We start from the raw sequence: 22,959 nt of genomic DNA on the forward strand, positions 1-22,959 counted from the left end.
TTCTACTGATCCTTTCGTTGCAACGCCTGGGAAATCGCCCGCCGGAGCGCGCTCCGGCCGACCTTGCCCACCGGCGTGTGCGGGAACTCGTCGACCACGCGGACGAGATCGGGCACCTTGTAGGCCGCGAGGCCGCGGGCGGTGAGGAACCGCTTCAGTTCGATCGGGCGCGGTTTGGTGTCCCCGGCCGGGATGACGAACGCGCAGGTGCGCTCGCCGAGGTATTCGTCGGGGATCGGGACGACCGCGGCGTCGTGCACGGATTCGTGTGCCAGCAGGTGGTTCTCGACCTCCTCGGCCGCGATCTTCTCGCCGCCGCGGTTGATCTGCTCCTTCGCGCGCCCCTCGACCACGAGATAGCCGTCCGCGGTACGGGAGACGATGTCGCCGGTGCGGTAGAACCCGTCTGCGGTGAACGCCTCTTCGTTGTGCTCGGGCGCGCGGTAGTAGCCGCGGATGGTGTACGGGCCACGGGTGAGCAGATGCCCGGGCCGACCTTCCGGGACCTCCTGGCCGGAGTCGTCGAGGATGCGGATCTCGTCCGCCTCCGAAATCGGCCTGCCCTGCGTTCCGGTCACGATGTCGTCCGGGTCGTCGTAGCGGGTGTAGTTGACCAGCCCCTCGGCCATGCCGAACACCTGCTGCAACCGCACACCCAGCTCCGGGCGCACGCGGCGCGCGGATTCCACGCCGAACTTCGCCCCGCCCACCTGGAGCACCCGCAGCGACGACAGGTCACGGCTGGTGGGCAACGCGGCGAGCCACGCCAGCGCCAGCGGCGGCACCGCGGCCGTGATCGTCACGCGCTCGCGCTCGATCAGCTCGAACACCGTGCCGGGGGTGGGATCCTTGGCCAGCACGACCGTACCGCCGGCGTAGAACACGCCGAGCGAACCGGGCGAGCTCATCGGGAAGTTGTGCGCGCACGGCAGCGCGACCAGGTAAACCGACTCCGGCGTCAGCTCACAGATCCGCGCGCTTTCCCTGACGCTGTAAAGGTAATCGTCGTGGGTGCGCGGGATCAGCTTGGGCGTGCCGGTGCTGCCGCCGGACAGCTGCAGGAAAGCCAGGTCCGAAGGCTCCGGCGCGGGCGGTTCCTCCCCCGGCGGCACGCGCAGGTCGTCGAACGGGACGAACCCGCCCGCTTCGCCGACCATGATCACCGTGCGCAGGGCGGGAACCGTTGCGCTCACCTGCTCGGCGAGTTCGGTGTAGTCGTAGCCCTCGTGCTCGCGCGCCACGATGTACGCGGTGGCCTCGGTGTGCCGGCAGAAGTAGCCGATCTCCGAGTAGCGGTGCGCGGGCAGCGCGAACACCGGGATGGCGCCGAGCCGGAACAGCGCGAACACGGTTTCGTAGAACTCCGCGATGTTCGGCAGCTGCAGGACCACCCGGTCGCCGCGCTCGATGCCCAGCCGCCGCAGCCCTTCGGCCACGCCGCGCGAGCGGAAGTCCAGTTCGGAGTAGGTCCAGCGCCGGTCACCGTCGACGACCGCGATCCGCCCGCCGTACGCGGCGACCGAAGCCGAAAGCATGTCCCCCAACGTCTGCCCGGTCCAGTACCCGGCGGCCCGGTAGCGCTCCGCGAACTCCTCGGGGAACCCGGGAAAGTCCGTCATGACCTGCCTCCCATCGCCCGCAGCAACGTCCCGAACTTCGCCTCGGTCTCGTCCAGCTCGGCGTCCGGCTCGGAGTCCGCCACGATCCCGCCGCCCGCGAACAGGCGCATCTTCGGCCCGGCGATCTCGGCGCAGCGGATGGCCACCGCCCATTCCCCGTCACCGTGTTCGTCGACCCAGCCGACCGCGCCCGCGTAGTAGCCGCGGTCGAAGCACTCCAGCTCGCCGATCACCTCGCGGGCGGCGGCGGTCGGTGTGCCGCAGACGGCGGGGGTCGGGTGCAATGCCTGCGCCAGCTCCAGCGCCGTCACGCCGGGGTCGCGCAGCCTGCCGGAGATCTCCGTCCCGATGTGCCACATGACGGGCGTGCCCACGACGGACGGCTCGGCGGGCACGTCGAGCTTCCGGCAGAACGGGCGCAGCGTCTCCACCACCTGCTCGACGACGATCGCGTGCTCGCCACGGTCCTTTTTGGACGAGAGCAGCCCCGCCGCGGCTTCCTTGTCCCGCACCGGGTCCGCGGAGCGGCGGGCCGACCCGGCGAGCGGGTGCGAGCGCACGAGCGTGCCGTTGCGGGAGACGAGCAGCTCGGGGCTGGCACCCACGAACGTCGCCCCGGGCAACTCGGTCGCGAAGTGGTACGCGAAGGGGTTGTCCCCCACCAGGTTCCGCAGGATCACCTCGGTCGGCACCGCGCCCGCGAACTCCGTCTCCAGTGTGCGGGCGAGCACCACCTTCCGCAGTTCCGGCGTCTCCCGGATCCGCCGCACCGCCTCGGCCACGGCGGCGCGATGCCCGTCCGGGCCCGGCACCGCGCCGGTGCGCAGCGCGACGGACATCGGCACCTGCACCGTGTCGGCCCGCAGCGGGCCCGCGGCACGCAGGGTTTTCGGGATGAGCACGGCGGCTTCCCCGCCGGTGAACGGGATCGCGCCCAGCGCCACCGGCACCTCGGACTCGGCGAGGCGCTCGGCGACGGAGCCCGCGAGCCCGTCCGCCTCGGTGAAGGTCTCGTCGGCGCCGTTGGCGAGCAGCGTGCGTTCCTTGCCCGCGAAGAAGACGTCCGGCTGGCGGTAGTCCCGCAGCAGCCCGTCGGCAGTGTGCATTCTCATCCTCCCAGCGCCGCCCCGCCGTCGACGAGCAGTTCCTGCATCGTGATGTGGCCGGCGGCCGGGGAGCCGAGGAACAGCACGGCGTCGGCGATGTCCCGCGGGGTGGCGATCTTGCGCAGCGGGATGCCCACCTTGTACGCCGCGGGCGCACCGTCCACGAAGGACTCCAGCGGGGTGTCCATCCCGCCCAGCATCGGGGTGTCGGTGGAGCCGGGGGCGACCACGTTGCAGCGGATGCCGTACCCGGCCAGCTCCAGCCCGAGCGATTTGGTGAACATCGTCGCGGCCGCCTTCGACGCGGCGTAGCCCGCCATGTCCTGGCGCGGCACGGCACCGGCGTTCGAGCTGACCGTGATGATCGCGCCCGCGCGGCGCGGGATCATCCGCCGCGCCACGGCGCGGGAAACCACGAACACGCCCGTGGTGTTGACCGCGAACAGCGCCGCCCAGTCCTCGTCACTCAGGTCCACGACCGGGCCCGTGCGGAGGATGCCCGCGACGTTGGCCAGCGTGTCGATCGGCCCGTGCCGGTCCTCGATCTCCGCCACCGCCCGCTCGACGGCGGCCGGGTCGGTCACGTCCAGCTCGACACCGTCCACAACGGACTCGCGGTCCGCGCGCACGACGACGTGCCCGGCCTTTTCGAAGGCTTCCGCGACCGCCGAGCCGATGCCGCCCGCGGCACCGGTGACCAGGACCGTCATCGGGCCAGCCTCTTCTCCAGCGCGCGCCCGATCAGGGCCAGCGGCCCGGTCTGGCACATGTCCTTGTGCTCACAGGCAATGTCCACGTTCTCGATCTCTCCCGCGATGTAGGGTGCCCAGTCCTTGGCGGACAGCGCCGGATCCACCGGGTTCACGGTGGCGGTGAAGAAGAACAGGTCGCCGCGGAACACCCGGTGCCGCACCGACTGCTGCAGCGGAGCAGAGTTGACGAAGGTGTTCATCACGGCGGTGATCGACGAACTGTCCAATTCGGACAGCACCCCGCCCTGGTCGGCGACGACGCGCTGCACGGTTTCGCGGTCCAGTGGCCCCTCCGGCAGCGTCTCGAGGTCGTAGTGCGACATGTAGAGCAGGGACCGCAGGGCCTGCTGTTCGTGGTCGTCGGCGAGCTTTTCCCACGGGTAGGCCGGATACGAGTCCAGCATCGCGAGCAGCCCGACCTCCTCGCCCGCGTCCTGCAGCAGGGTCGCCATCGTGTGCGCGACCACCCCGCCGAAGGACCAGCCCACCAGCCGGTACGGGCCGTGCGGCTGGATTTCCCGCACCCGCGTCAGATATTCGGCGGCCATCTCCTCCATCGACGACGCCACCGGACGGGACTCGTCCAGCCCGCGCGCCTGAAGCGCGTACACCGGTGTGTCGGTGTCGAGGTGCTTGCGCAGCCCGGCGAACGGCCAGCCGAGCCCGGATGCCGGGTGCAGGCAGAACACCGGCGGCCGGGTGCCTTCGGTGCGGAACGGCAGCAGCATGCCGAGCGCGTTCTTGCCCGTGGTCGCCGACTCGCTGGCCAGGTGCGCGGCGAGGGTTTCGACCGTGGGTTTGAGGAACAGGTCCAGCATCGGCACGCCGTGGCCCAGCTCGCGCTGCAACGCCGTCTGCACACGGGCCAGCACGAGCGAATGCCCGCCGAGGTCGAAGAAGTTGTCGCGCACGCCGATGTCCGGTACGCCGAGGGTGTCCGACCAGATGCTCGCGATCAGCTTTTCGGCTTCCGTGCGAGGCGCCACGTGCTCGTCGGCCCGGCGCGGTTGCACCGCGATGTCCGGCAACGCCTTGCGATCCACCTTGCCCGAGGGCATCAGCGGGTACTCGTCGAGGAACACCAGCGCCGCCGGGACCATGTGCGCGGGCAGCTGCGTCCCGAGCCACTGCCGCACTTCTTCCGGCTCCACGGCTTCGCCCTCGCCGATGCAGTACGCGGCCAGCTCGCCCGAGCGGACCACGACCACGGCCTGGCGCACGCCGGGATGCCGGGCGAGCGTCGCCTCGATCTCCTCCGGTTCCAGCCGCATCCCGTGGATCTTGACCTGGTTGTCGATCCGGCCGAGGAACTCGATGTTGCCGTCCGGCCGGTAGCGGGCGAGGTCGCCGGTGGCGTAAAGCCGCGCGCCCGGCTTGCCGGAGAACGGGTCCGGAATGAACTTTTCGGCCGTGCGCTCGGGATCCCCAAGGTAGCCGCGAGCGAGCTGCACGCCCCCGATGTGCAGCTGGCCCGCGACGCCGATGGGAACCGGGTTGCCCGCCGCGTCGAGGATGTAGACGCTGTTGTTGGGGTTGGGCCGGCCGATCGTGATCCCCTGGCTGGGGTCCTGCCCGCGGTAGACCTGGCAGGTGACCCCGATGGTGGCTTCGGCGGGGCCGTAGCCGTGGTACATCGTGGCGTCGATGCGCTCGGTGAAGCGCCGGTACAGCTGGGGCGTAAGGACTTCCCCGCCGCACCAGACGTGCCGCAGCGAACGGCCGGCGTCCACCACCTCGTCGCGCTCGAGCATCAGCTCCAGCATCGTGGACACGAGGTAGACGAAACTGACGCGCTGCTCGGCGATGAGGTCGAGCAGGTACGAGACATCGCGCTCGCCGCCCTGCACCGCGACCACGAGCCGCGCGCCGGAAACCAGCGGCAGGAAGATCTCGTTGACGGAGATGTCGAAACTCAGCGGCGCCTTGTACAGCACGGCGTCGTCGTGCTTCAGGCCGAGCAGGCCGACCTGCCAGGGCAGCCGGTTGCTGACCGGGAGGTGCTCGATCATCGCGCCCTTGGGGGCACCGGTCGAGCCCGAGGTGTAGATGACGTAGGCGAGATTGTCCATTCCGGCCTGGCGCGGCAGGTCCTCGCCCGGATAGCCGTCCAGCTCCACCCGGTCGACCTCGACGACGGGCCTGCCGAGTTCGGGCAGGCTCGCGGAAACCTCGCTGTCGGAGACGATCGCGGCGAGGTCCGCGCCGGTGGCGATGCCGGTGATGCGGTCGGCGGGCCAGGCGGACTCCAGCGGTACGAAGGCGCCGCCCGCCTTCAGCACGGCGAGCAGGCCGACCACCTGGTGCGCCGAGCGCGGCAGGTGGATGCCGACTGTCCTTTCCGGACCGACGCCGAGTTCCATCAGGTGCCGGGCCAGCCGGTTCGCGCGGGTGTTCAGCTCGGCGTAGGTGAGTTCCCCGCCCTCGAACACCACCGCGACCGCTTCGGGGGTCTTGCGGACCTGGTCCTCGATCATCTCCGGCAGGGTGCGGGGAGTGATCGGCGCGCCGGTGTCGTTCCAGGTGTGCACGATCAGCTCGCGCTCTTCGTCGCCGAGAACGTCCACTGTGCTCAGCCGGCGGCCCGGGTCCTCGGCGAATCCGCGCAGGACACGGAGGAACTGGTCGCTGAACCGCCGGACCGTCCGTTCGTCGAACAGATCGGTGGCGTACTCCAGCGCGCCCGCGATCCCGGCTTCGCCCTCGGCCAGGTTCAGCGTGAGGTCGAACTTTTCGGTCCCGGTGTGCACGGGCCGCGGGTCCGCGGTGAGGTCCGGCGTCCACTGCTGCTCGCCGCGCGCGGTGCCGAAGGAGAGCATGACCTGGAACAACGGATGCCGGTCCGGGGTACGCACCGGGTTGCACGCCTCCACCACGCGGTCGAACGGCGTCTCCTGATGCGCGTACGCCGCGAGGTCGGTCTCCGCCACGCGGGCCAGCAGCTCGGTGAACGCCGGGTCGCCGGAGGTGTCGGTGCGCAGCACCAGGGTGTTGACGAAGAAGCCGACGAGGTCGTGCAAAGCGGCGTCGGTGCGGGCCGCGACCGGGGTGCCGATCGGGATGTCCGTCCCGGCGCCGAGCCTGGTCAGCAGCGCCGCGAAAGCCGCGTGCAGCACCATGAACACGCTGACCCCGCGCTCGGCGGCCAGCTCGCGCAGCCGCGCGTGCAACTCCGTGCCGAGCGCCAGCGGGACCTGGCCGCCCCGGTTGCTCGCCTCGGCCGGGCGGGGCCGGTCGGTGGGGAGGTCTAGCCGTTCCGGCAGCCCGGAAAGCGCTTCCCGCCAGTAGGCGAGGTCGCGTTCGGACACCTGGTCGAGCAGTTCCCGTTGCCAGAGCGTGTAATCGGCGTACTGCACCGGCAGCGGCCGCCAGTCCGGCGCCGCGTCCTTCAGGCGGGCCGTGTAGGCGGCGGCGAGGTCGTCGGTCAGCGGCCGCAACGACCAGTCGTCCCCGGCGATGTGGTGCAGGCACAGCACGAGCACATGCCGCTCCGGCGTCACGCGGAACAGCTTGGCGCGGATCGGGGCCTCGTTGGCGAGGTCGAAGCCCTGCCTTGCGGCCGCGCCGATCGCTTCGGGCAGCGCGGCTTCCTCGATGTCCACAAGGGACAGTTCCGGGTCCGCCCCGGCCGCGATCGACTGGTACGGCTTGCCCTGGCGCGCGGGGAACGTGGTGCGCAGTGCTTCGTGCCTGCCGACGACGTCGCGCAGCGCCTCGATGAGCGCGCCGACGTCGACCGGGCCGGACAGCTCGACCGACAGGGGCAGGTTGTAGGTGGCGCTCGGCCCCTCCATCCGGTTCAGGAACCAGAGTCGTTGCTGCGCGGCGGAAGGCTCCAGCCGCTCGGGCCGCTCCATGCTCCGCAGTGCCGGGCGCCGGACCGGGTCGAGGCGGCGGGCCAGCCGGGCGGGCGTCGACTCGGTGAACACGGTCCGGATGTCGAGTTCGGCGTTCAGCACCGCGCGGACCCGGCTGATCAGCCTGGTCGCCAGGAGGGAATGGCCGCCGAGGGCGAAGAAGTCGTCGTCCGCGCCGACACGGGGCACGCCGAGGATCTCCTCGAACACCCCGCACAGCGCCTGCTCGGCCGGGGTGAGGCCGCGGCGGGGCCCTTGCCCCTCCGGCGCCGGGAGCGCGGCGCGGTCGAGCTTTCCGTTGGGGGTCAACGGAAGATGGGGCACCACGAGAGCGGCGGCGGGCAGCATGTGGTCGGGCAGCAGGCCCGCGAGCCCGGCCCGCAGCGACTCCGGAGTCAGCTCCGCGCCCGCGCGCGGCACGGCGTAGCAGAGCAGCCGCGGGCCGTCGTCGACCACGACGGCGGCGTCGGCGACGTCCGGCAGCGAGAGGGCGGCGGCGGTCACTTCGCCCGGCTCGATGCGGTAGCCGCGGATCTTGACCTGGTCGTCGCCGCGCCCGCGGTATTCGAGCCGGCCTTCGGCGGTCCACCGGGCGAGGTCGCCGGTCACGTACATCCGCGCACCGGCGGGCCCGAACGGGTCCGGCACGAATCGTTCGGCGGTCAGCTCCGGTTTGTTCAGGTAGCCCAGGCTGAGCCCGGCGCCGCCGACGTGCAGCTCACCGGTAACCCCGGGTGGGACCGGGTGGCCGAACCGGTCGAGCACGTACACGCGCAGGTCCGGGATCGGCTCGCCGATGATGCTCTCGGGCCCGTCGGACGCGCTCAGCTCGTGGTAGGTGACGTGCACCGTGGTTTCGGTGATGCCGTACATGTTGACCAGCCGCGGCTTGCGGTCGCCGTGCACGCGGAACCATTCGCGCAGCCGCGCGGGCTCCAGCGCCTCGCCGCCGAAGATCACCGTGCGCAGCGCCGGCAGGTCCGCCGGTTGCTCGGCCAGCTGGTAGAACGCGGACGGGGTCTGGTTGAGCACCGTTACGCCCTCGCGCGCCAGTAGCGCTCGCAGCTCCCCCGGCGCGCGGGCGACGTCGTGCGGCACCACGACAAGGCGCCCGCCGTGCCCGAGCGCGCCCCACAGTTCCCACACGGAGAAGTCGAAGGCGTAGGAGTGCAGCAGGGCCCACACGTCCTCGTTCCCGAATTCGAACCAGTGCCGGGTGGAGTCGAGCAGGCGCACGACGTTCGAATGCGGCACCACCACGCCCTTGGGCTTCCCGGTGGAACCCGAGGTGTAGATCACGTACGCGGGATCGCCGGGGGCGATGGACACTTCCGGCGCGCTCGCCGGGAATCCGTCCAGGTCGCCGAGTTCGTTGAGCACGAGTACCGGCTCGGCGTCCTCGATCATGTACGCGAGGCGCTCGGCCGGATAGCCGGGATCGAGCGGCAGGTACGCGGCGCCCGCCTTGAGTACGCCGAGGATCGCCACCACGAGGTCGGCCGAACGCGGCAGGCTGAGCGCCACGATCGCGCCCGGGCCCGCGCCGTCCCGGCGCAGCCGGTGGGCCAGCCGGTTGGCCCGCGCGTCCAGCTCGGCGTAGGTGAGGGTGTCGTCGCCGGTCGAAACGGCAATCCGGGCTGCCGATCCGGCAACCACCTCGGCGAAGCGGCCGGTCAGCGTGCGTTCGGCGGGCTCGACGCTCGCCCCCGCCGTGAGCTTCTCCCGCTCACCGGGCAGCAGAACGTCCAAATCGGACAGACGCGGATCCCCGGTGGCGAATGCGTCCAGGAAGACCGAAAACCGCTTCGCCATGTCTTGCAAGGACTCTTCGTCATAGACGTCCGGATTGGCGTGGAAGGTGAGCACGATGCTGCCGCCGCTGTCCCGGTGCGCCGTCACCGAAAGCTCGTCGACCGGCCCCGAGGACACGTAGCGCGTCTCCCCGCGGCAATCACCGAACCTGAGCGAGGGCACCGGCGGCCGGATGTTGACCAGCGGGCCGCACAACCGGTTCCCACTCCCTGAGAGGCCGAGTTCGCGGCGCAGCTCTTCGCCGCGGAACCGTTGGTGCGCCCGGTACTGCCGCATCTCCTCCTGGGTCGCTTCGATCAGCGCCGAGGCCGTGGCGTCCGGACCGGGCTCGATCGCGAGCGGCAGTACGTTGACCGCCGTGGTCGGGGTGCGGGCCGCCGTGCGGGTCGGCCGCGCGAGGGTGGGCAGGCCGAGTGTGACCGCGCTCTCCCCCGTGAACCGGTACCAGAAGGCGCCGAAGCCCGTGATCAATGTCTCCGGCCAGCGCGGCAGGCCTGCCACCGACGAAGGGGCCGTTTCCCGCACGGTCACCGGGAATTTCAGCCCCGACGTTTCCAGCGGCCGCGGACGGGCCCGGTTTTCCCAGGCTCGCACCCAGAACGCGCGATCGGCGTCGTGCTCGGCGGATTCGTGGTACTCCTGCTCCTCGGCCAGGAAATCGGCGACCGAAGCGAAGGGCGTGGGACCGGGCTCGCCGCCACGCGCCAGCCGCGAGTAGATCTCCGCGACCCGCTGCTGCACCAGGGAAAATCCGTAACCGTCGAGCAGCAGGTGATGGCAGCGCAGGTACCAGAACGCGCGGCCGGGCCCGACGGTCAGCAGGGCCTGCGCGGCGAGCGGGCCGGTGGCCAGGTCGGACGGCTTCGCCAGGTCCTCGCGCATCCACGCCAGCGCCGCGTCCGCGTCGCCCGCGGCCACCACCGGGATCTCCGCCGTGGCCGCGGAACCCGTTTCCTGCCAGGGAGTTCCGTCCTCGTCCTGGCCGAAAACGGTGCCGAAGCACTCGGCCTCCCCTGCCGCCTGCCGGGCGGCGGTCACGAACAGCCCGGTGTCGAGCTCGCCGGTGATTTCGACGTATTCGGCCGTGTGGTACGCCGGGCTGCCGGGGTCCGCTCCTTGGGCGTACCAGATTCCGCTCTGTGAAGCGGAAAGCGGCAGACGGCGGCGTTCCGGGGACATCCGGCTCCTTCGATCCGACAACAGGCGGGCTCAGGTTAGGCTAACCTAGCTTGTACTGTCCAGTCCCACCGCTCTTTTGCCGCGATTCCTTCACCAACAAGCAAACTACTCGGACTTACGCCACACTCGCGGCCTATTGCAAGGTAAGCCTCACCTAATTATGGTCGGTCCGCCGGACGCGCCGCGCGAGCAGGCGGGCGCGGCGCGCACCCATGGACCACCGAGTAGGGAGATGACCCCAGCATGAGCCCGGATTCCTTCGATCTGACCAGCCTTCCCGCGCTCACCGACGCCAACGACGTGGTCAAGGCGTTCGCTGCGAACCCCGCGTTCCGGGCCGCGGAGTGGGAGGAGCTCACCACCGAGGACGACCCGTGGCGCCGCCCCGTCCGCCCGGACGACCTGGAGTGGCTCGACTACAGCAAGCCGATGCCCGCGCACAAGAAGCTGAAGCTCTCGGCGCTGCTCGGGCACCGGATGCTGCGCAACGTCTACGACGCGGGCAACGTCCACCTCCCGCCCCGTTCCACCGAGGTCAACGCCACCTCCGCGAAGCAGTTCCACTCGGAGACCAGCCGCGTGCTCGGCGCGCTGGCGAAGCCGATCCTGGAGCGGCATCTGTTCACCCTGCTGGAAGAACAGCGCCCGGAACTGTCCACTGTGGATGTGAAAACGATCACGGAAACGGTGCGCGGCTATCACGAGCAGCGCGTGGCGCGGCCCGGCGAACTGTTCGACGTGGCGCTGCGCACCCGCGGCCGCAAGGAGGCCGCGACCTTCGTCCTGTTGCAGCTGAGCGCTTTCCGCCCCGCCGCGCACACCGCGATCGGCCGCGCCGCCATCGGTGAGTACGACACGGCGCACCCGGCGCTGCGCGGGCTGCTGCTCGACGACTACCGCGCCTGGGTGGACGCCTCCGCCGCCTACCGCGAGCTGCTCTCCGCCGCCTCCCTGGTCCCCACCGCCGGCGCGTACTGGCAGCTCTACCTCGGCACCTCGCTCGGGCGCGGGAACCTGCTGCAGCACTACGCTTCCGACCCGTCGAAGGTCTTCGAGCTGGCCGGCGCGTACGTGCACGAGAAGATCGACCGCGCCGCCACCGGAAAGCGCTTCACCGAGGTGTTCGCCGACGGCTTCGGCTACTCCGGGAACTTCTTCGGCCCGGACACCGGGCTCAGCTCCGCCGGGCTCGACGAACTGCTCGGGAAGCTCCTGCCGCCACTGGCGGAGAACTTCGGCACCGACGCGCTCGCCGCCTTCCACCGCGGCTTCTCCGACGCCCGCTGGTTCGCCGAGACCTGGGACGCCGATCTGGCCACCCAGCTCGACTGGGCGGACAAGATCGAGGAATACCAGGAAAAGGCCGAGAAGATCGACCAGCACCTGACGAACGAGAACATCGAGGTGGACCTCGACACGTTCGTCGAGACGAACGAGGAGACCTCGACCACCCACGTGCACAACGAGCACCGGCTGGTGATGATCGAGACCGGCCAGATGCACTTCTGGAACAACGTGACCCACAAGATCCAGCTCAACGAGGGCGACAAGCTGCTGATCCCGGTGTCGCGCCTGCACGGGTCGACGGTGCTGTCCGGTTCGTGCACCTACCACCAGCCGATCATCCCGGACGAGATGCTCCAGCAGCTGCTCTGAGTCACCGGGCCCGCCGGGCGCGCGTCCGGCGCAGCGGACGCGCGCCCGAGCCGGCCTGTCCTCCTCCAGCACACCCTCGAATCGTGGAGTTCTCATCGTGTCCGTGGAACAGCCGGGGAAGCCCGGCGACGAACTGGCGAAGTGCGTCATCGGAGACGTTCCGGAGTGGGGCCGGGACTGTCTGGACGAACTGGTCTCCACCCTGCTCTCCCGGGAATCCCCTTTCCCGTGCACCTTCGCGGTCGCCGCGGCGAAGAAGAACTCGCTGCGGTTCGGTTTCGTGGACGATCTCGACGACGAAGCGGCCTGGAAACCCCTGATCCGCATTCTGGCCACCTACCTTTCGGAATACCAGCAGCTGTCGAGGGACACCTCGCTCGCGGTGTTCTTCCCGCCGGACAAGGAGATCCGGTCGCTGGAGGAGTACAACGCGAAGTTCTGGTCGGTACTGCAGTACCTGCACGACAACGATCCCGGCCGGTGGCCCGCGGAACTGCCCGCCCATCCGGAGCACCCGATGTGGGAGTTCGCCTTCGGGGACACGGAGATCTTCGTCGTGTGCAACACCCCGGCGCATGGCACGCGGCACAGCCGGTTCGCCTCGGGCTTCCTGATCACCTTCCAGCCGCGCTGGGTGTTCGAGGGCCTGGAGCCCGGCAGCGCCCGCGGGACCGCGGCCCGGCGGGTGATCCGCAAGCGGCTGCGCGCCTTCGACGGGATGGAGCCCTCGCGCTACCTCGGCGACTACGGGGACGAACAGAACCGCGAGTGGCGCCAGTACTTCCTGCCCGACACCAACGACACCGAGATGCCTGCCTGCCCGTTTCACAACACCAAGGTGGACTGACCGGGGGCCGGTGCCCCGCGGCGAGCCTCGTGCCCGCCGCGGGGCACTGCGCTGTCCAGGCGTGGTAAGGAAAAACCCCGGCCCGGCCGGAGTTCCCGGCCGGGCCTTCGCGTATGGGGTCAGCGGTTGGCGGACCACGCGGCCCACAACCGGGCGTAGCCGCCGCCCGCGGCCACCAACTCCGCGTGCGTCCCGATCTCGGTCACCCGGCCCCGGTCCAGTACGACGACGCGGTCCGCGCGGGCGGCCTGCGTGAGCCGGTGCGCGACGATCAGCGCGGTGCGGCCGGTAAGCGCTTTCTCCGCCGCCGCTTCGAGCACCTTCGCCCCCGCGCTGCCGGCTTCGGCCGTCGCCTCGTCGAGGATCGCGATCGGCGGATCCGCCAGGACCAGGCGTGCCAGCGCGAGCTGCTGCGCCTGGGTCGGGGTGAGCTGGTGGCCACCGCGTCCGAGCACAGTGGACAGTCCATCCGGGAGCGCCGCCAGCCAGCCGGAGGCGCCGACGGTGGCCAGCGCGGCGGTCATCTCGTCCTCCGCCGCGTCCGCGCGCGCCAGCTGGAGGTTGGCCGCCAGCGTGTCGGCGAACACGTGCACTTCCTGGCTCAGCAGCACGCATTTGCGGCGCAGGTCCACCGGGTCGTACTCGCCCACTTCGATGCCGCCCAGCTCGATCCGGCCGGTGCCGGTCTCGACGATGCCGGCGATCGCCTTCACCAGGGTGGTCTTCCCCGCTCCGGACGCGCCGACCACCGCCACCCGCTCGCCGTCCGCGACCGTCAGATCCACATCGGACAGGACGGGAGAGCCGTCATGGTAAGCGAAATCGAGCCCGCGCACGGTCACCGAGCTGTCGGTGCCCGCGTGCCGCCGTTCCCGCTCCGGCGGGTCCGGCAGGTCGGCGACGCCGATCAGCCGGGCGAACGCGGCCGTGGCCGCCTGCGCGTTGTCGAAGCTGCCGAGGATCGCGTTGAACTGGTCGAACAGCCGGTGGAAGTACAGTGCCGCGGCCGAAGCGGCGCCGAGGGTCACCGCGTCCGCCCGGACGAGGAAGAACCCGACGACGAGGATCAGGCCCAGCCCGGCGAGCTCGCCGTAGTTGAGCTGCCCGAAGAAACGCCGCTGCACCGCGGCCATCCGGATGGACAGCCGCCGCGCGCGATCCGAGGCCGCCGTGACGCGCCGGAGGTGGTCTTCCTCCAGCCGGAGCGCGCGAACCGTGGTGGCACCGTCGATCGAGTCGAGCAGCTGCTGGGCGCGGGCGCCTTCGGCCACCCGCTCGTCCCGGATCACCGGCACCGCGTTGCGCAGATACCAGCGCACGGCGGCGAGCTGGAACGGCACCGCGACGAGCGCGGCGACGGCGAACCGCCAGTCCAGCAGGACCAGCCCGATCGCGGTGAACACGATCGTCAGCCCGGCGTCGATCAGCGTCGGCAGCACCCCGGCGACGGCCTCGTTCACGGCCTCCACATCCCCGGAAAGCCGCGCCAGCACGTCCCCGCTGCCCGCGCGCTCGATCCGTTCCGCCGGGATCCGCAACACCTTGCGCACCACGGTTTCCCGGATCGTCGCGATCGCGGTCTGGCCGAGCCGCGCGACCATCGCCGCGCCCTGTGCCTGGAACGCGGCCTGCACGAGGGCGACCAGCGCGAGCGCGACGGCCACCGGCAGCACGGCGCCGCCGTCGCCGTCCACCACGAGGTCGACGATGTGGCCGAGCAGCCGGGGCGCGATCAGGCCCGCGACGGTGGCCAGCACCAGCATCAGCAGCGTGGCGGCCACGAGCCGCTTGTGCGGGCGCAGCACGCGCAGGGCCGCGCCGCGGGTTTCCTTCGGACTCGCCGTGGGGAGCAGGAGTTCCGTCATGCCGTCACCAGCTCCCGGTAGTCGTCGTCGGCGGCGAGCAGGTCGGCGTGGCTGCCAGTGGCGGCGACGGAACCGCCGCGCACCACCACGATCCGGTCGGCCGCGGCCAGCAGGGCCGGGCTGGTCCCGATGACGATCGTGGTGCGGCCCTCCCGCAGCGAGCGCAGGTTCGCCGCGATCTCCGCCTCGGTCACGGCGTCCACCGCCGTGGTCGGTTCTTGCAGCACCAGCACCGGGGATTCGGCGGCGAGCGCCCTCGCGAGCGCCACGCGCTGCCGTTGCCCGCCGGACAGCGAACGCCCGCGTTCGGTCACCAGCGTCTCGACGCCGTCGGGCAGCGTACCCGCGACGTCCACGCAGTCCAGCGCGCGTTCGGCGGCGGCCTTATCCCCCACCGCGACGACGTTCTCCCAGACCGTGCCGCGGAACAACACGGCGTCGTGCGCGGCGACGAGCACCACCGAACGCACGGTGTCGGGATCGAGCTCCCGCAAGGGAACCCCGGACAGCAGGATCGCGCCCGAGTCCGGATCGGCCTGCCTGCCGAGACAGCGCACGAGCGTGTCGGCGCCGGTGAGGTCTTCGAGCACGACCCCGACGAACTCGCCTTCGCCCACTTCGAGGTCCAGGCCGCCCAGCCCGGGCCCGGTGACCCCGCGCAGGCTCAGGCTCGCGCCGCCGACCGGGCCCTGCTCTCCCCCGTCGACGACCGGCGGCTCCGCCAGCACCTTCGCGATGCGCTCGGCCGAGGCGCGGGCGCGCGCGAACTGCGTGCCCACCATGGCGATCCGGGTGAACGGCCCGATCAGGAACTGGGTCAGGGTGAACGCGGTGACGAACTGGCCGACGGTGATCGTGCCCTCCGCGGCGAGGCGCCCGCCGAGCCAGGCCACCACCGCGAGGAAGACGCCGGTCAGCAGGATGATCACGCCGGAGCGCAGGGCGACCAGCCGCGCGGCCTTGATCCCCGCCGTGCGGGCGTCGCCGCTGGCGTGGCCGTAGCGGCGGAACATCACCAGCTCGGCGCCGAGCCCCTTGATCGCGCGCAGCCCTTCGACGAGATCGGCGGCCACCCCGGCCGCGTGGGCCGCGGCCGCCTGCTCCGTTCCGCTGCGGCGGACGAGCGGGGCGGAGATCGTCCGTGTCAGCAGCACAACGGGAATCAGCCCGAGCAGAACCACCAGCCCCAGCAACAAAGAAGCCTGCAACAGGATCACAGCCGCGACGACGAGCGCGCCCACGGCCCCGACCGACGTCCACACCGCGGCGTTGACCATGCCCACGCGCCCGGCGTCGGACGTCGCGGTGGACAGCAGCACGCCGCTGCGCGCGCCGGCCTGGCCGAAGCCGCCGGTGTCGAGCACCCGGCCCGCCAGGCGGACCCGCAGTTCGTGCGCCGCGCCTTGAGTGGCGTGCCGGACGAGACGGCCGCCGAGGCGCATGGAGACGGTCAGCAGCGCGAACAACAGCACCAGCAGGACGAGTGTCCACAAGAGACCCGAGCCGCTCGAGGGCGCGATGGCGTGGTCGACGATCAGGCCGATCAGCAGCGGCACCGCGGCTTCGCAGCCCTGGTGCACCGCCGCCAGCAGCGAAGCGGGCACCAGATAGCGGGCCTGGCCCCGGATGGCGTGGCGGATCAGTTCCCGTGGTTCGTTCACAGCTTGCCCGACCTCCATTGCGTGCACAGCAGCCAGCCGAGGTACACCCCGCCGACCGCGCCGGTCGTGATCCCCGTCGGCAGCTCGACCGGGAAGGCCTCCCGCGCCAGCAGATCGCCCAGTACCAGGATCAGCGCGCCCATCAACGCCGCCGTCCCGGTGCCCGCGCCGGGCGCGCGCGTCAGCCTGCGGGCCAGCTGCGGCGCCGCCAGCGCGACGAACGAGACCGGCCCTGCCGTCGCGGTCGCCGTGGCGACCAGGACGACTCCGAGCGCCAGCCCGCCGAGCCGGGTCGTCGCCGCGTTCACGCCGAGCGCGGTCGCGGCCTCGTCCCCGATCTCCAGCACCGACAGGCGGCGGCCGTACGCGATGAGCAGCGGCAGGAAGATCGCGACCACGATCAGCGCGGGCCAGAAGTGCTCCCAGCCGCGGCCGTTGAGGTTGCCGGTGAGCCAGATCTGGGCGGCCATCGCGGATTCGAGGTTCGCCCGCGTCAGCAGGTAGTGCGTGACCACCTGGAGCATCGCGTTGGCGCCGATGCCGACCAGCACGAGCTGATAGCCGCGCGCCTTGCGGTGGATGGTCAGCGCGTAGACGATCGTGCCGGTCACCAGCCCGCCGACGAGCGCGCCGCCCGCGATGGCCGCCATCCCGCCGCCGAGCACGGTCAGCACGAACACGGCGCCGACCGAGGAGCCGGTGGTGAAGCCGATGAGGTCCGGGCTGCCGAGCGGATTCCTCGTCAGGTTCTGGAAAACCGAGCCGCTCGCGCCCAGCGCGGCGCCGACGAGCAGCGCGCACAGCAGCCGTGGCACGGCCAGGGTGTAGAGCAGGAACTCGTCGGACCGGTCGCCGTGCCCGGCCAGGGTCCGGAAGACGTCGCCGAAACCCAGCTGCCCGAACAAAAGCGACACGATCGCCGCGATCAGGATCGCCAGCACGAGACCGGCCGCCACCACGCAGGCCCGCCGGTGCACTCGCACCGAGACGCGGTCCCCGACGCGGACCGCATGCGGCCCGGTGTCCAGCACTCCCGTCATGCCGCCGCCACCTTCCGGCGCAGCACGAGCGCGATGAACACCGGCGCGCCGACGAACGCGACGACCAGCCCGACGGCCAGTTCGCCGGGCGGCGCGATCACGCGGCCCAGGATGTCGGCCGCCAGCAACAGGATCGGGGAGAGCACGGCCGCGTAGGGCAGCAGCCACCGGTGGTCCGGGCCGACGATCGCCCTTGCCACGTAAGGCATCGCGAGCCCGATGAACGTCAGCGGCCCGGCGGCCGCGGTGGCCGCCCCGCAGAGCAGGGTGATCGCCAGCGCGCCCCACGCCCGGGTGCGGCCCAGATGCGCGCCGAGCGCCCGGCCCGCGTCGTCGCCGAGCACGACGGCGTTGAGCGGGCGGGCGAGGGTGAAGGCGATCAGCGCGCCCAGCGCGAGGAACGGCACGACCGAGCCGAGGACGTTCAGGTCACGGCCGGCGAGCGAACCCAGCTGCCAGAACCGGAACTGGTCGAACGTGGTCGGCGAGACGAGCAACATGGCCTGCACGAACGCCAGCAACGCGGCGGCCACGGCGGTTCCCGCCAGCACGAGCCGCACCGGGGTCGCCCCGCCGCTGCCCCCCGAGCCGAGCAGGTACACCACCACTGCGGCGACCGCCGCGCCCAGCAGGCCGAACCAGACGTACTCGCTCGCCGAGCCGAGGCCGAAAAAGCTGATTCCCACGACGATCGCGGCCGCGGCGCCGGAGTTGATCCCGAGCAGACCGGGGTCCGCCAAGGGATTCCGCGTGAGGCCCTGCATCAGCACCCCGGCGAGGCCCAGCGCCGCGCCGACGCAGATGCCGAGCAGCGTGCGAGGCACGCGCAGGCTGCGGATCACGATCTCGTCCGGCGTTCCGGTGTTGTGCAGCAACGCGTCCACGACCGTGCCGGGGCCGATCGACTTCGCCCCGACGGCCACGCTCACCAGAGCCACCAGGACCAGTGCCGCCAGCGCGAGCACGAGTCCACCCGCCCGCAGGGCATGGCCACGCCGCACCGCTCGCCCCGTTTCCACCTGTTCCGCTGCCGTCACCGGCCATGACCATCGCAGAACCCGGAGGATTAGGCAAGGCTTAGCTAAGAGTGATCTTCGCCCCGCCCGGCCACCGACTCCAGCAGCCGCCGCAGGGCGCCGAGCTCGCCGGAGCCGAGTACACCCAGCTCACGGCTCAGCACGTCGTGCACCACCGGCGTCGCCTCGGCCAGCAGCCGCCGCCCTTCCGGGGTCAGCCGGTGACCGACGACATTCGCCGGACCGGAGCAACGCTCGATCAGGCCGCGGTCGGCCAGCCGCATCGCGAGCCTGCCCAGCGCCTGCTCCGTCTGGTACGTGACGCGGGCCAGCGCGCGGGCCGAAACGTCGGGCCGCGAGGCGATCTGCTCCAGCACCACCCATTGCGACAGGCTCGAACCACGCGGGGCCAGCGCGGCGTCCACGGCGGCCTTGCTGCTCTGGTACGCCCGCTTGAGCAGCAGGCCCACCGTGAGGATCTCCGGTTCGGCCACTTCCCTCCCCCCGCGCCGCTGAGGCAACCCTAACCTGATACCACGGATCAGCTCCCGGATCCAGAGCGCGGGTCCGCTCTGTCCGGTTCCCCGGGTTCGTCCACAAAGGACCCGGCTTGGGTGCCGGAGCGGGCTTTCGTCACGGCCAGGCGAGATCTCCGCTTTCGATCCGGCCCGCGAGCCGGTTCAGCCACGTCGCGTCGTGACGCAGGCGCGACGCGAGGAAGTGCCCCTCGATCATGTGCAGCTCCGCCACCCCGGACTCTCGCAGCACTTCGTCGGCCGCACGGGCGTCGGCTTTCAGCGCCTGGGCGCGTTCCCGCAGGAGCGCGGCGGCGTCGCCGGGCGGGAGGATCCCGAGGTAGGCCAGCGCGATCGCGAACTTCGGGTCGGCGTTCGGGTCGGCCTCGCGCAGGTGCGCTTCCACGCGGCGGCGGAGCTCCGCGATGCCTTCCCGCGTCAGGGAAACCTCCTGTTCGCCGTCGAGCGCGGCGAGGCCGTTGCGTTCCAGCGAGCCGACGAGCGTGTAGACGGTGGAGGTCTTCACCCGGAGGAACGCGTACCGGTCACGCAGCTCCGCGAACAGGGCGTACTGCTGGCGCGGGCTTTCCGCGAGCAGGCCGAGCATCGGGAGCACCAGCGGGTTGTCCATCGCGTTCTGCGGCACGGCCCCATCCTAGCGCCGGTGTTCGTATACGAGTACCGTCACCGATAAGTTGTTCGTATACGAATAGGAGGAGACCTGTGCTGACCTTCGGTGCCTGGCCCGGGGTGGTCGACCGCGATCTGGTGACGCTGAAGACGTTCATCGACGCCCCACCCGAGGACACCGCCCGCACGGCCGCCGCGCTGCGCGAGCTCGCGGGCGGCGCGGAGCGGTTCTACGTGCGCTGCTACCGCAACTACCGCGGAGACCAGCAGCCCACGCCGCAGCGCCTTGAGCCGTACGTCGGCGAAGGGCGGGTGGCCGACCTCGTCGCCGGATACAGCAGTCCCGAAGCCGATCCCCTGGGCTACGCGCATTGGGTTGTTTCGCGCGTGCGTGAGGTCGCGGAACTGGGCGGCGGGAAGGTCCAGGTGTGCGAGGAGCCCAACGTCGGCCTCCCCCTCGACGGCGGCCGCCCCGGCTGCTTCGACGCGCTCGCGGCCGGACTCACCGCCGCCCTCGACGAACGTGACCGGCTCGGCGCGGACGTGCTGATCGGGTTCAACGCGGCGTTCTCCCCGCCCGGCGACGCCTTCTGGACCACCGTGCCCGGGCACGTCGACGCGGAAACCCTGGCGCGGATCGACTTCCTCGGGCTGGACTTCTTCCCGGACGTCTTCCGCCCGGTCCCCGCGGGCAAACTCCGGGACGCGGTCGCGTTCGTGCTGCGCTCGTTCCGCGAGTCGGCGACCGGGATCGGCGTGCCCGCGCGGGTTCCCTTGCACATCACCGAAACCGGCTGGCCCACCGGCCCTGAGCACACCGAGGCGGAGCAGGCGCGCGTGCTCGGCGAAGTGGCCGGGACGGCGATGGGCCTGGCCGAGGAGCTGGGCATCGAGGCGTACGAACTGTTCGGGCTGCGGGACGGGCTGAGCAGCGGACCGCGGATGAACCGGTTCGGCCTGCTGCGCGACGACTACTCGCCCAAGCCCGCGTTCGACGTGGTGCGGCGCCTGATCAGCCTGCCATCCATGCCAGCGGATCGTCGATGAGCCGGGCGATCACCGTGCCCGCCGCGCCGCGCACCGCCGCGTCCGGCTCGAGTTTCGCCGGGCGCAGGGTGAGCCCGGGCCCGGTCCGGTCCTGCACACGCCGCCGGAAGGACTCGCCCAGACCGCCGAGGCGCCCGCCGAGCACGATCGTCTCCGGCGCCAGCAGGGCCCGCACGGGCAGGAGCGCTTCGGCCAGCGCGTCCGCGCCACGGTCCAGCGCCCGCAACGCCGCCTTGTCCCCCTGCCGGATCCGGGCGGCGAGCGCGTCTTCGTCACCGAGCAGGCGCGACGGGCCGGGGCCCGGCAGGCCCGCCGCGGCGGCCATCGCGGACCGCCCGGCGTAAAGCTCCAGGCAGCCGTGCCCGCCGCACGGGCACGGCTCGCCCCGGCGCCGCACCGGGACGTGCCCGAGGTCCCCGGCGATGGGCGCCGCCGGGTCCAGCGACGCCAGCCCGATCACCTCTTCCCCGCCGAGATACAGCCAATCCCCCGCCGCTCCGGCCTGGTACTCGGCCAGCGCGGCACACGGCACTTCGCCCGCCACGAAGACGTCCACGCCGAACAGATCGACCGCCCGCAGCTCGGCGTTCACGAGCGCCCGCAGGTCCACCTCGCGCCAGCCGAGCGCCGGGGCCCAGCTCACCACCGGCTCCCGCACGAGACCCCCGACCGTCACCCCGACCCCGGCGATCAGCCGCCCGGCCGCCGTCGCGTCCTCGAACAACCGGCGCAGCACCGGCGCCGCCGCGCGGCTCGCCGCCGCCGGCTCCAGCGCCGCGACGTCCAGCCGCCGCACCTGCCGCGCCACCGGGCGGCCCGAGAGATCCACGACCACGCCCGCGATGTGGTCGGCGGCGAACTGCAGCCCGACCGACGCGGGCCCGTACGGATCGAGCACCAGCCGCCCGGCCGGGCGCCCCGGCCCGCCACCGGGCCCTGGCCCGAGATCGCGGACCAGCTCGGCGTCGATCAGGTCGCCGACCAGCGAGGACACCGTGGCCTTGGTGAGCCCGCAGCGCCGCGCCAGCTCCACCCGCGAGACCGGGGCCGAACGCGCGATCAGCCGCATCAGCAGGGCGACGTTGTGCCGGTGCATCGCGGCGGGCCCGGCACCGCCGGCGGGAGTGCTCATAATTAGTAAGTTTACTGAACTGACGAATCCTGGTGGTGGCGGCACCGGCACCGGTAGACAGGGCCCGGACCAGAAAGGCGGACATCCCATGGCAGAAGTCAGCTACCGGCAGGCCACCCGGCTCTACCCCGGCAACCCGCCGGTGCGCGCGGTCGACGGCCTCGACCTCGACATCGCCGACGGCGAGTTCCTCGTGCTCGTCGGGCCCTCGGGCTCGGGCAAGTCGACGGCGCTGCGGATGCTGGCCGGGCTCGAGGACGTGGACGAGGGCTCGATCCACATCGACGGGCGCGACGTCACCAACGTCCCGCCGAAGGACCGCGACATCGCGATGGTGTTCCAGTCCTACGCGCTCTACCCGCACATGACGGTCGCGGAGAACATGGGTTTCGCGCTGAAACTCAAGCGCACCAGCAAGAGCGAGATCAACCGCCGGGTGCGGGAGGCGGCCGAGATGCTCGACCTGACCCCGTATCTCGACCGCAAGCCCAAGGCGCTCTCCGGCGGCCAGCGGCAGCGCGTCGCGATGGGCCGGGCGATCGTGCGTGAGCCCGCGGTGTTCCTGATGGACGAGCCGCTGTCCAACCTCGACGCCAAACTCCGCGTGGAGACCCGCGCGAACATCGCCGCGCTGCAGAAGCGGCTGGCCACCACCACCATCTACGTCACCCACGACCAGGTCGAGGCCATGACGATGGGGCACCGGGTCGCCGTGCTCAAGGGCGGCGAGCTGCAGCAGTGCGACACCCCGCGGAACCTTTACGAGCGGCCGAAGAACGCGTTCGTGGCCGGGTTCATCGGCTCCCCCGCGATGAACCTCAAGACGGTCACGCTGTCGGCAGGCGGCGCGCAGCTGGACGGGCTGACGGTGGCGCTCCCCCGCGCGACGATGACCGCGGCGCAGGAAGCGAACGTGGACACGATCACCCTCGGCCTGCGGCCGGAGTCGCTGCGCCTGGCCGGTGAAGGCGAGCCGGCGGCGAAGCTGACCGTGGAGCTGGTGGAAGAACTGGGCGCCGACGCGTACGTGCACGGTTCGATCCGGGTCAACGGCCAGGACGAACGCTTCGTCGTCCGCGGCGACGCCCGCCGCCCGCCGCGCCTCGGCGAGACGGTCCCTGTGGCCATCGCCGACGGCGACGAGGTGCACGCCTTCCACCCGGAGACCGGGGAACGGCTCTAGGTTTTCGGGGTTTGCGGGTTTCGGGGTGCCCGGCCGTCGTGGCCG

At 71.6% G+C, this 22,959-nt stretch carries 15 protein-coding genes; 4 read left to right on the plus strand and 11 right to left on the minus strand.

From position 1 onward, the window contains the following. Window positions 1-2: 2 nt before the first annotated feature. Genes FPZ12_RS21920 through FPZ12_RS21935 form a run of 4 tightly spaced genes read right to left on the minus strand, consistent with a single transcriptional unit; the run spans window position 3 to window position 10,322 of the window. On the minus strand, window positions 3-1,619 hold the full coding sequence (locus FPZ12_RS21920) for a (2,3-dihydroxybenzoyl)adenylate synthase (RefSeq protein ID WP_208025948.1): 1,617 nt from the start codon (window positions 1,617-1,619) through the stop codon (window positions 3-5). Further along, window positions 1,616-2,725, minus strand: coding sequence for an isochorismate synthase (locus FPZ12_RS46050; protein ID WP_243769962.1), 1,110 nt, complete (start codon window positions 2,723-2,725; stop codon window positions 1,616-1,618). Before FPZ12_RS46050 ends, FPZ12_RS21920 begins: the two co-directional genes overlap by 4 nt. Window positions 2,726-2,727: 2 nt before the next feature. Further along, window positions 2,728-3,435 carry an SDR family oxidoreductase gene (locus FPZ12_RS21930; protein WP_144750972.1) on the minus strand — a complete coding sequence of 236 codons (708 nt, stop codon included), beginning with the start codon at window positions 3,433-3,435 and terminating at the stop codon, window positions 2,728-2,730. Then, window positions 3,432-10,322, minus strand: coding sequence for an amino acid adenylation domain-containing protein (locus tag FPZ12_RS21935; protein ID WP_144750974.1), 6,891 nt, complete (start codon window positions 10,320-10,322; stop codon window positions 3,432-3,434). The genes FPZ12_RS21930 and FPZ12_RS21935 overlap by 4 nt, the downstream gene beginning before the upstream one ends. A 243-nt stretch (window positions 10,323-10,565) precedes the next feature. Between FPZ12_RS21935 and FPZ12_RS21940 the strand changes: the two genes are divergently transcribed. Next, window positions 10,566-11,978: a cupin domain-containing protein gene (locus FPZ12_RS21940; RefSeq protein WP_144750976.1), complete on the plus strand. Its 1,413-nt coding sequence runs from the start codon at window positions 10,566-10,568 to the stop codon at window positions 11,976-11,978. 97 nt (window positions 11,979-12,075) lie between these two features. After that, entirely contained in the window at window positions 12,076-12,825 is a 750-nt protein-coding gene (locus FPZ12_RS21945) for a YqcI/YcgG family protein (protein WP_166462860.1), read from the plus strand. A 119-nt stretch (window positions 12,826-12,944) separates the two neighbouring features. Here FPZ12_RS21945 and FPZ12_RS21950 read toward each other — a convergent pair whose 3' ends face one another. The 6 genes from FPZ12_RS21950 to FPZ12_RS21975 all read right to left on the minus strand — a co-directional run bounded on the left by FPZ12_RS21950 (window position 12,945) and on the right by FPZ12_RS21975 (window position 19,568). Then, the gene (locus FPZ12_RS21950) at window positions 12,945-14,690 is read right to left on the minus strand and encodes an ABC transporter ATP-binding protein (RefSeq protein WP_144750980.1); all 1,746 of its coding nucleotides are present in this window, start codon (window positions 14,688-14,690) and stop codon (window positions 12,945-12,947) included. Then, a complete protein-coding gene (locus FPZ12_RS21955; RefSeq protein ID WP_243769963.1) occupies window positions 14,687-16,351 on the minus strand; it encodes an ABC transporter ATP-binding protein in 1,665 nt (554 codons plus the stop codon). Before FPZ12_RS21955 ends, FPZ12_RS21950 begins: the two co-directional genes overlap by 4 nt. After that, a complete protein-coding gene (locus tag FPZ12_RS21960; RefSeq protein ID WP_144750985.1) occupies window positions 16,348-17,391 on the minus strand; it encodes a FecCD family ABC transporter permease in 1,044 nt (347 codons plus the stop codon). The genes FPZ12_RS21955 and FPZ12_RS21960 overlap by 4 nt, the downstream gene beginning before the upstream one ends. Then, complete coding sequence (locus tag FPZ12_RS21965) at window positions 17,388-18,428, minus strand: FecCD family ABC transporter permease (RefSeq protein WP_144750987.1); 1,041 nt, start codon at window positions 18,426-18,428, stop codon at window positions 17,388-17,390. Before FPZ12_RS21965 ends, FPZ12_RS21960 begins: the two co-directional genes overlap by 4 nt. Window positions 18,429-18,472: 44 nt before the next feature. Next, a complete protein-coding gene (locus FPZ12_RS21970) occupies window positions 18,473-18,901 on the minus strand; it encodes a MarR family winged helix-turn-helix transcriptional regulator (protein WP_166462861.1) in 429 nt (142 codons plus the stop codon). Between the two features lie 139 nt (window positions 18,902-19,040). Next, window positions 19,041-19,568, minus strand: a complete 528-nt coding sequence (locus tag FPZ12_RS21975; RefSeq protein ID WP_144750990.1) for a PadR family transcriptional regulator — start codon at window positions 19,566-19,568, stop codon at window positions 19,041-19,043. A 77-nt stretch (window positions 19,569-19,645) separates the two neighbouring features. Here FPZ12_RS21975 and FPZ12_RS21980 point away from each other — a divergent pair, with 77 nt between their 5' ends. Then, window positions 19,646-20,599 carry a hypothetical protein gene (locus tag FPZ12_RS21980; protein ID WP_144750992.1) on the plus strand — a complete coding sequence of 318 codons (954 nt, stop codon included), beginning with the start codon at window positions 19,646-19,648 and terminating at the stop codon, window positions 20,597-20,599. Here the strand turns inward: FPZ12_RS21980 and FPZ12_RS21985 are convergent. Continuing rightward, window positions 20,565-21,731, minus strand: a complete 1,167-nt coding sequence (locus tag FPZ12_RS21985) for an ROK family transcriptional regulator (protein ID WP_243769964.1) — start codon at window positions 21,729-21,731, stop codon at window positions 20,565-20,567. The genes FPZ12_RS21980 and FPZ12_RS21985 overlap by 35 nt on opposite strands. 88 nt (window positions 21,732-21,819) lie before the next feature. Here FPZ12_RS21985 and FPZ12_RS21990 point away from each other — a divergent pair, with 88 nt between their 5' ends. Further along, the gene (locus tag FPZ12_RS21990; protein ID WP_144750994.1) at window positions 21,820-22,914 is read left to right on the plus strand and encodes an ABC transporter ATP-binding protein; all 1,095 of its coding nucleotides are present in this window, start codon (window positions 21,820-21,822) and stop codon (window positions 22,912-22,914) included. Window positions 22,915-22,959 lie beyond the last annotated feature (45 nt).

Origin of the sequence: Amycolatopsis acidicola (genome assembly GCF_007713735.2) — a bacterium.
In the GTDB taxonomy this organism is placed as follows: domain Bacteria; phylum Actinomycetota; class Actinomycetes; order Mycobacteriales; family Pseudonocardiaceae; genus Amycolatopsis_E; species Amycolatopsis_E acidicola.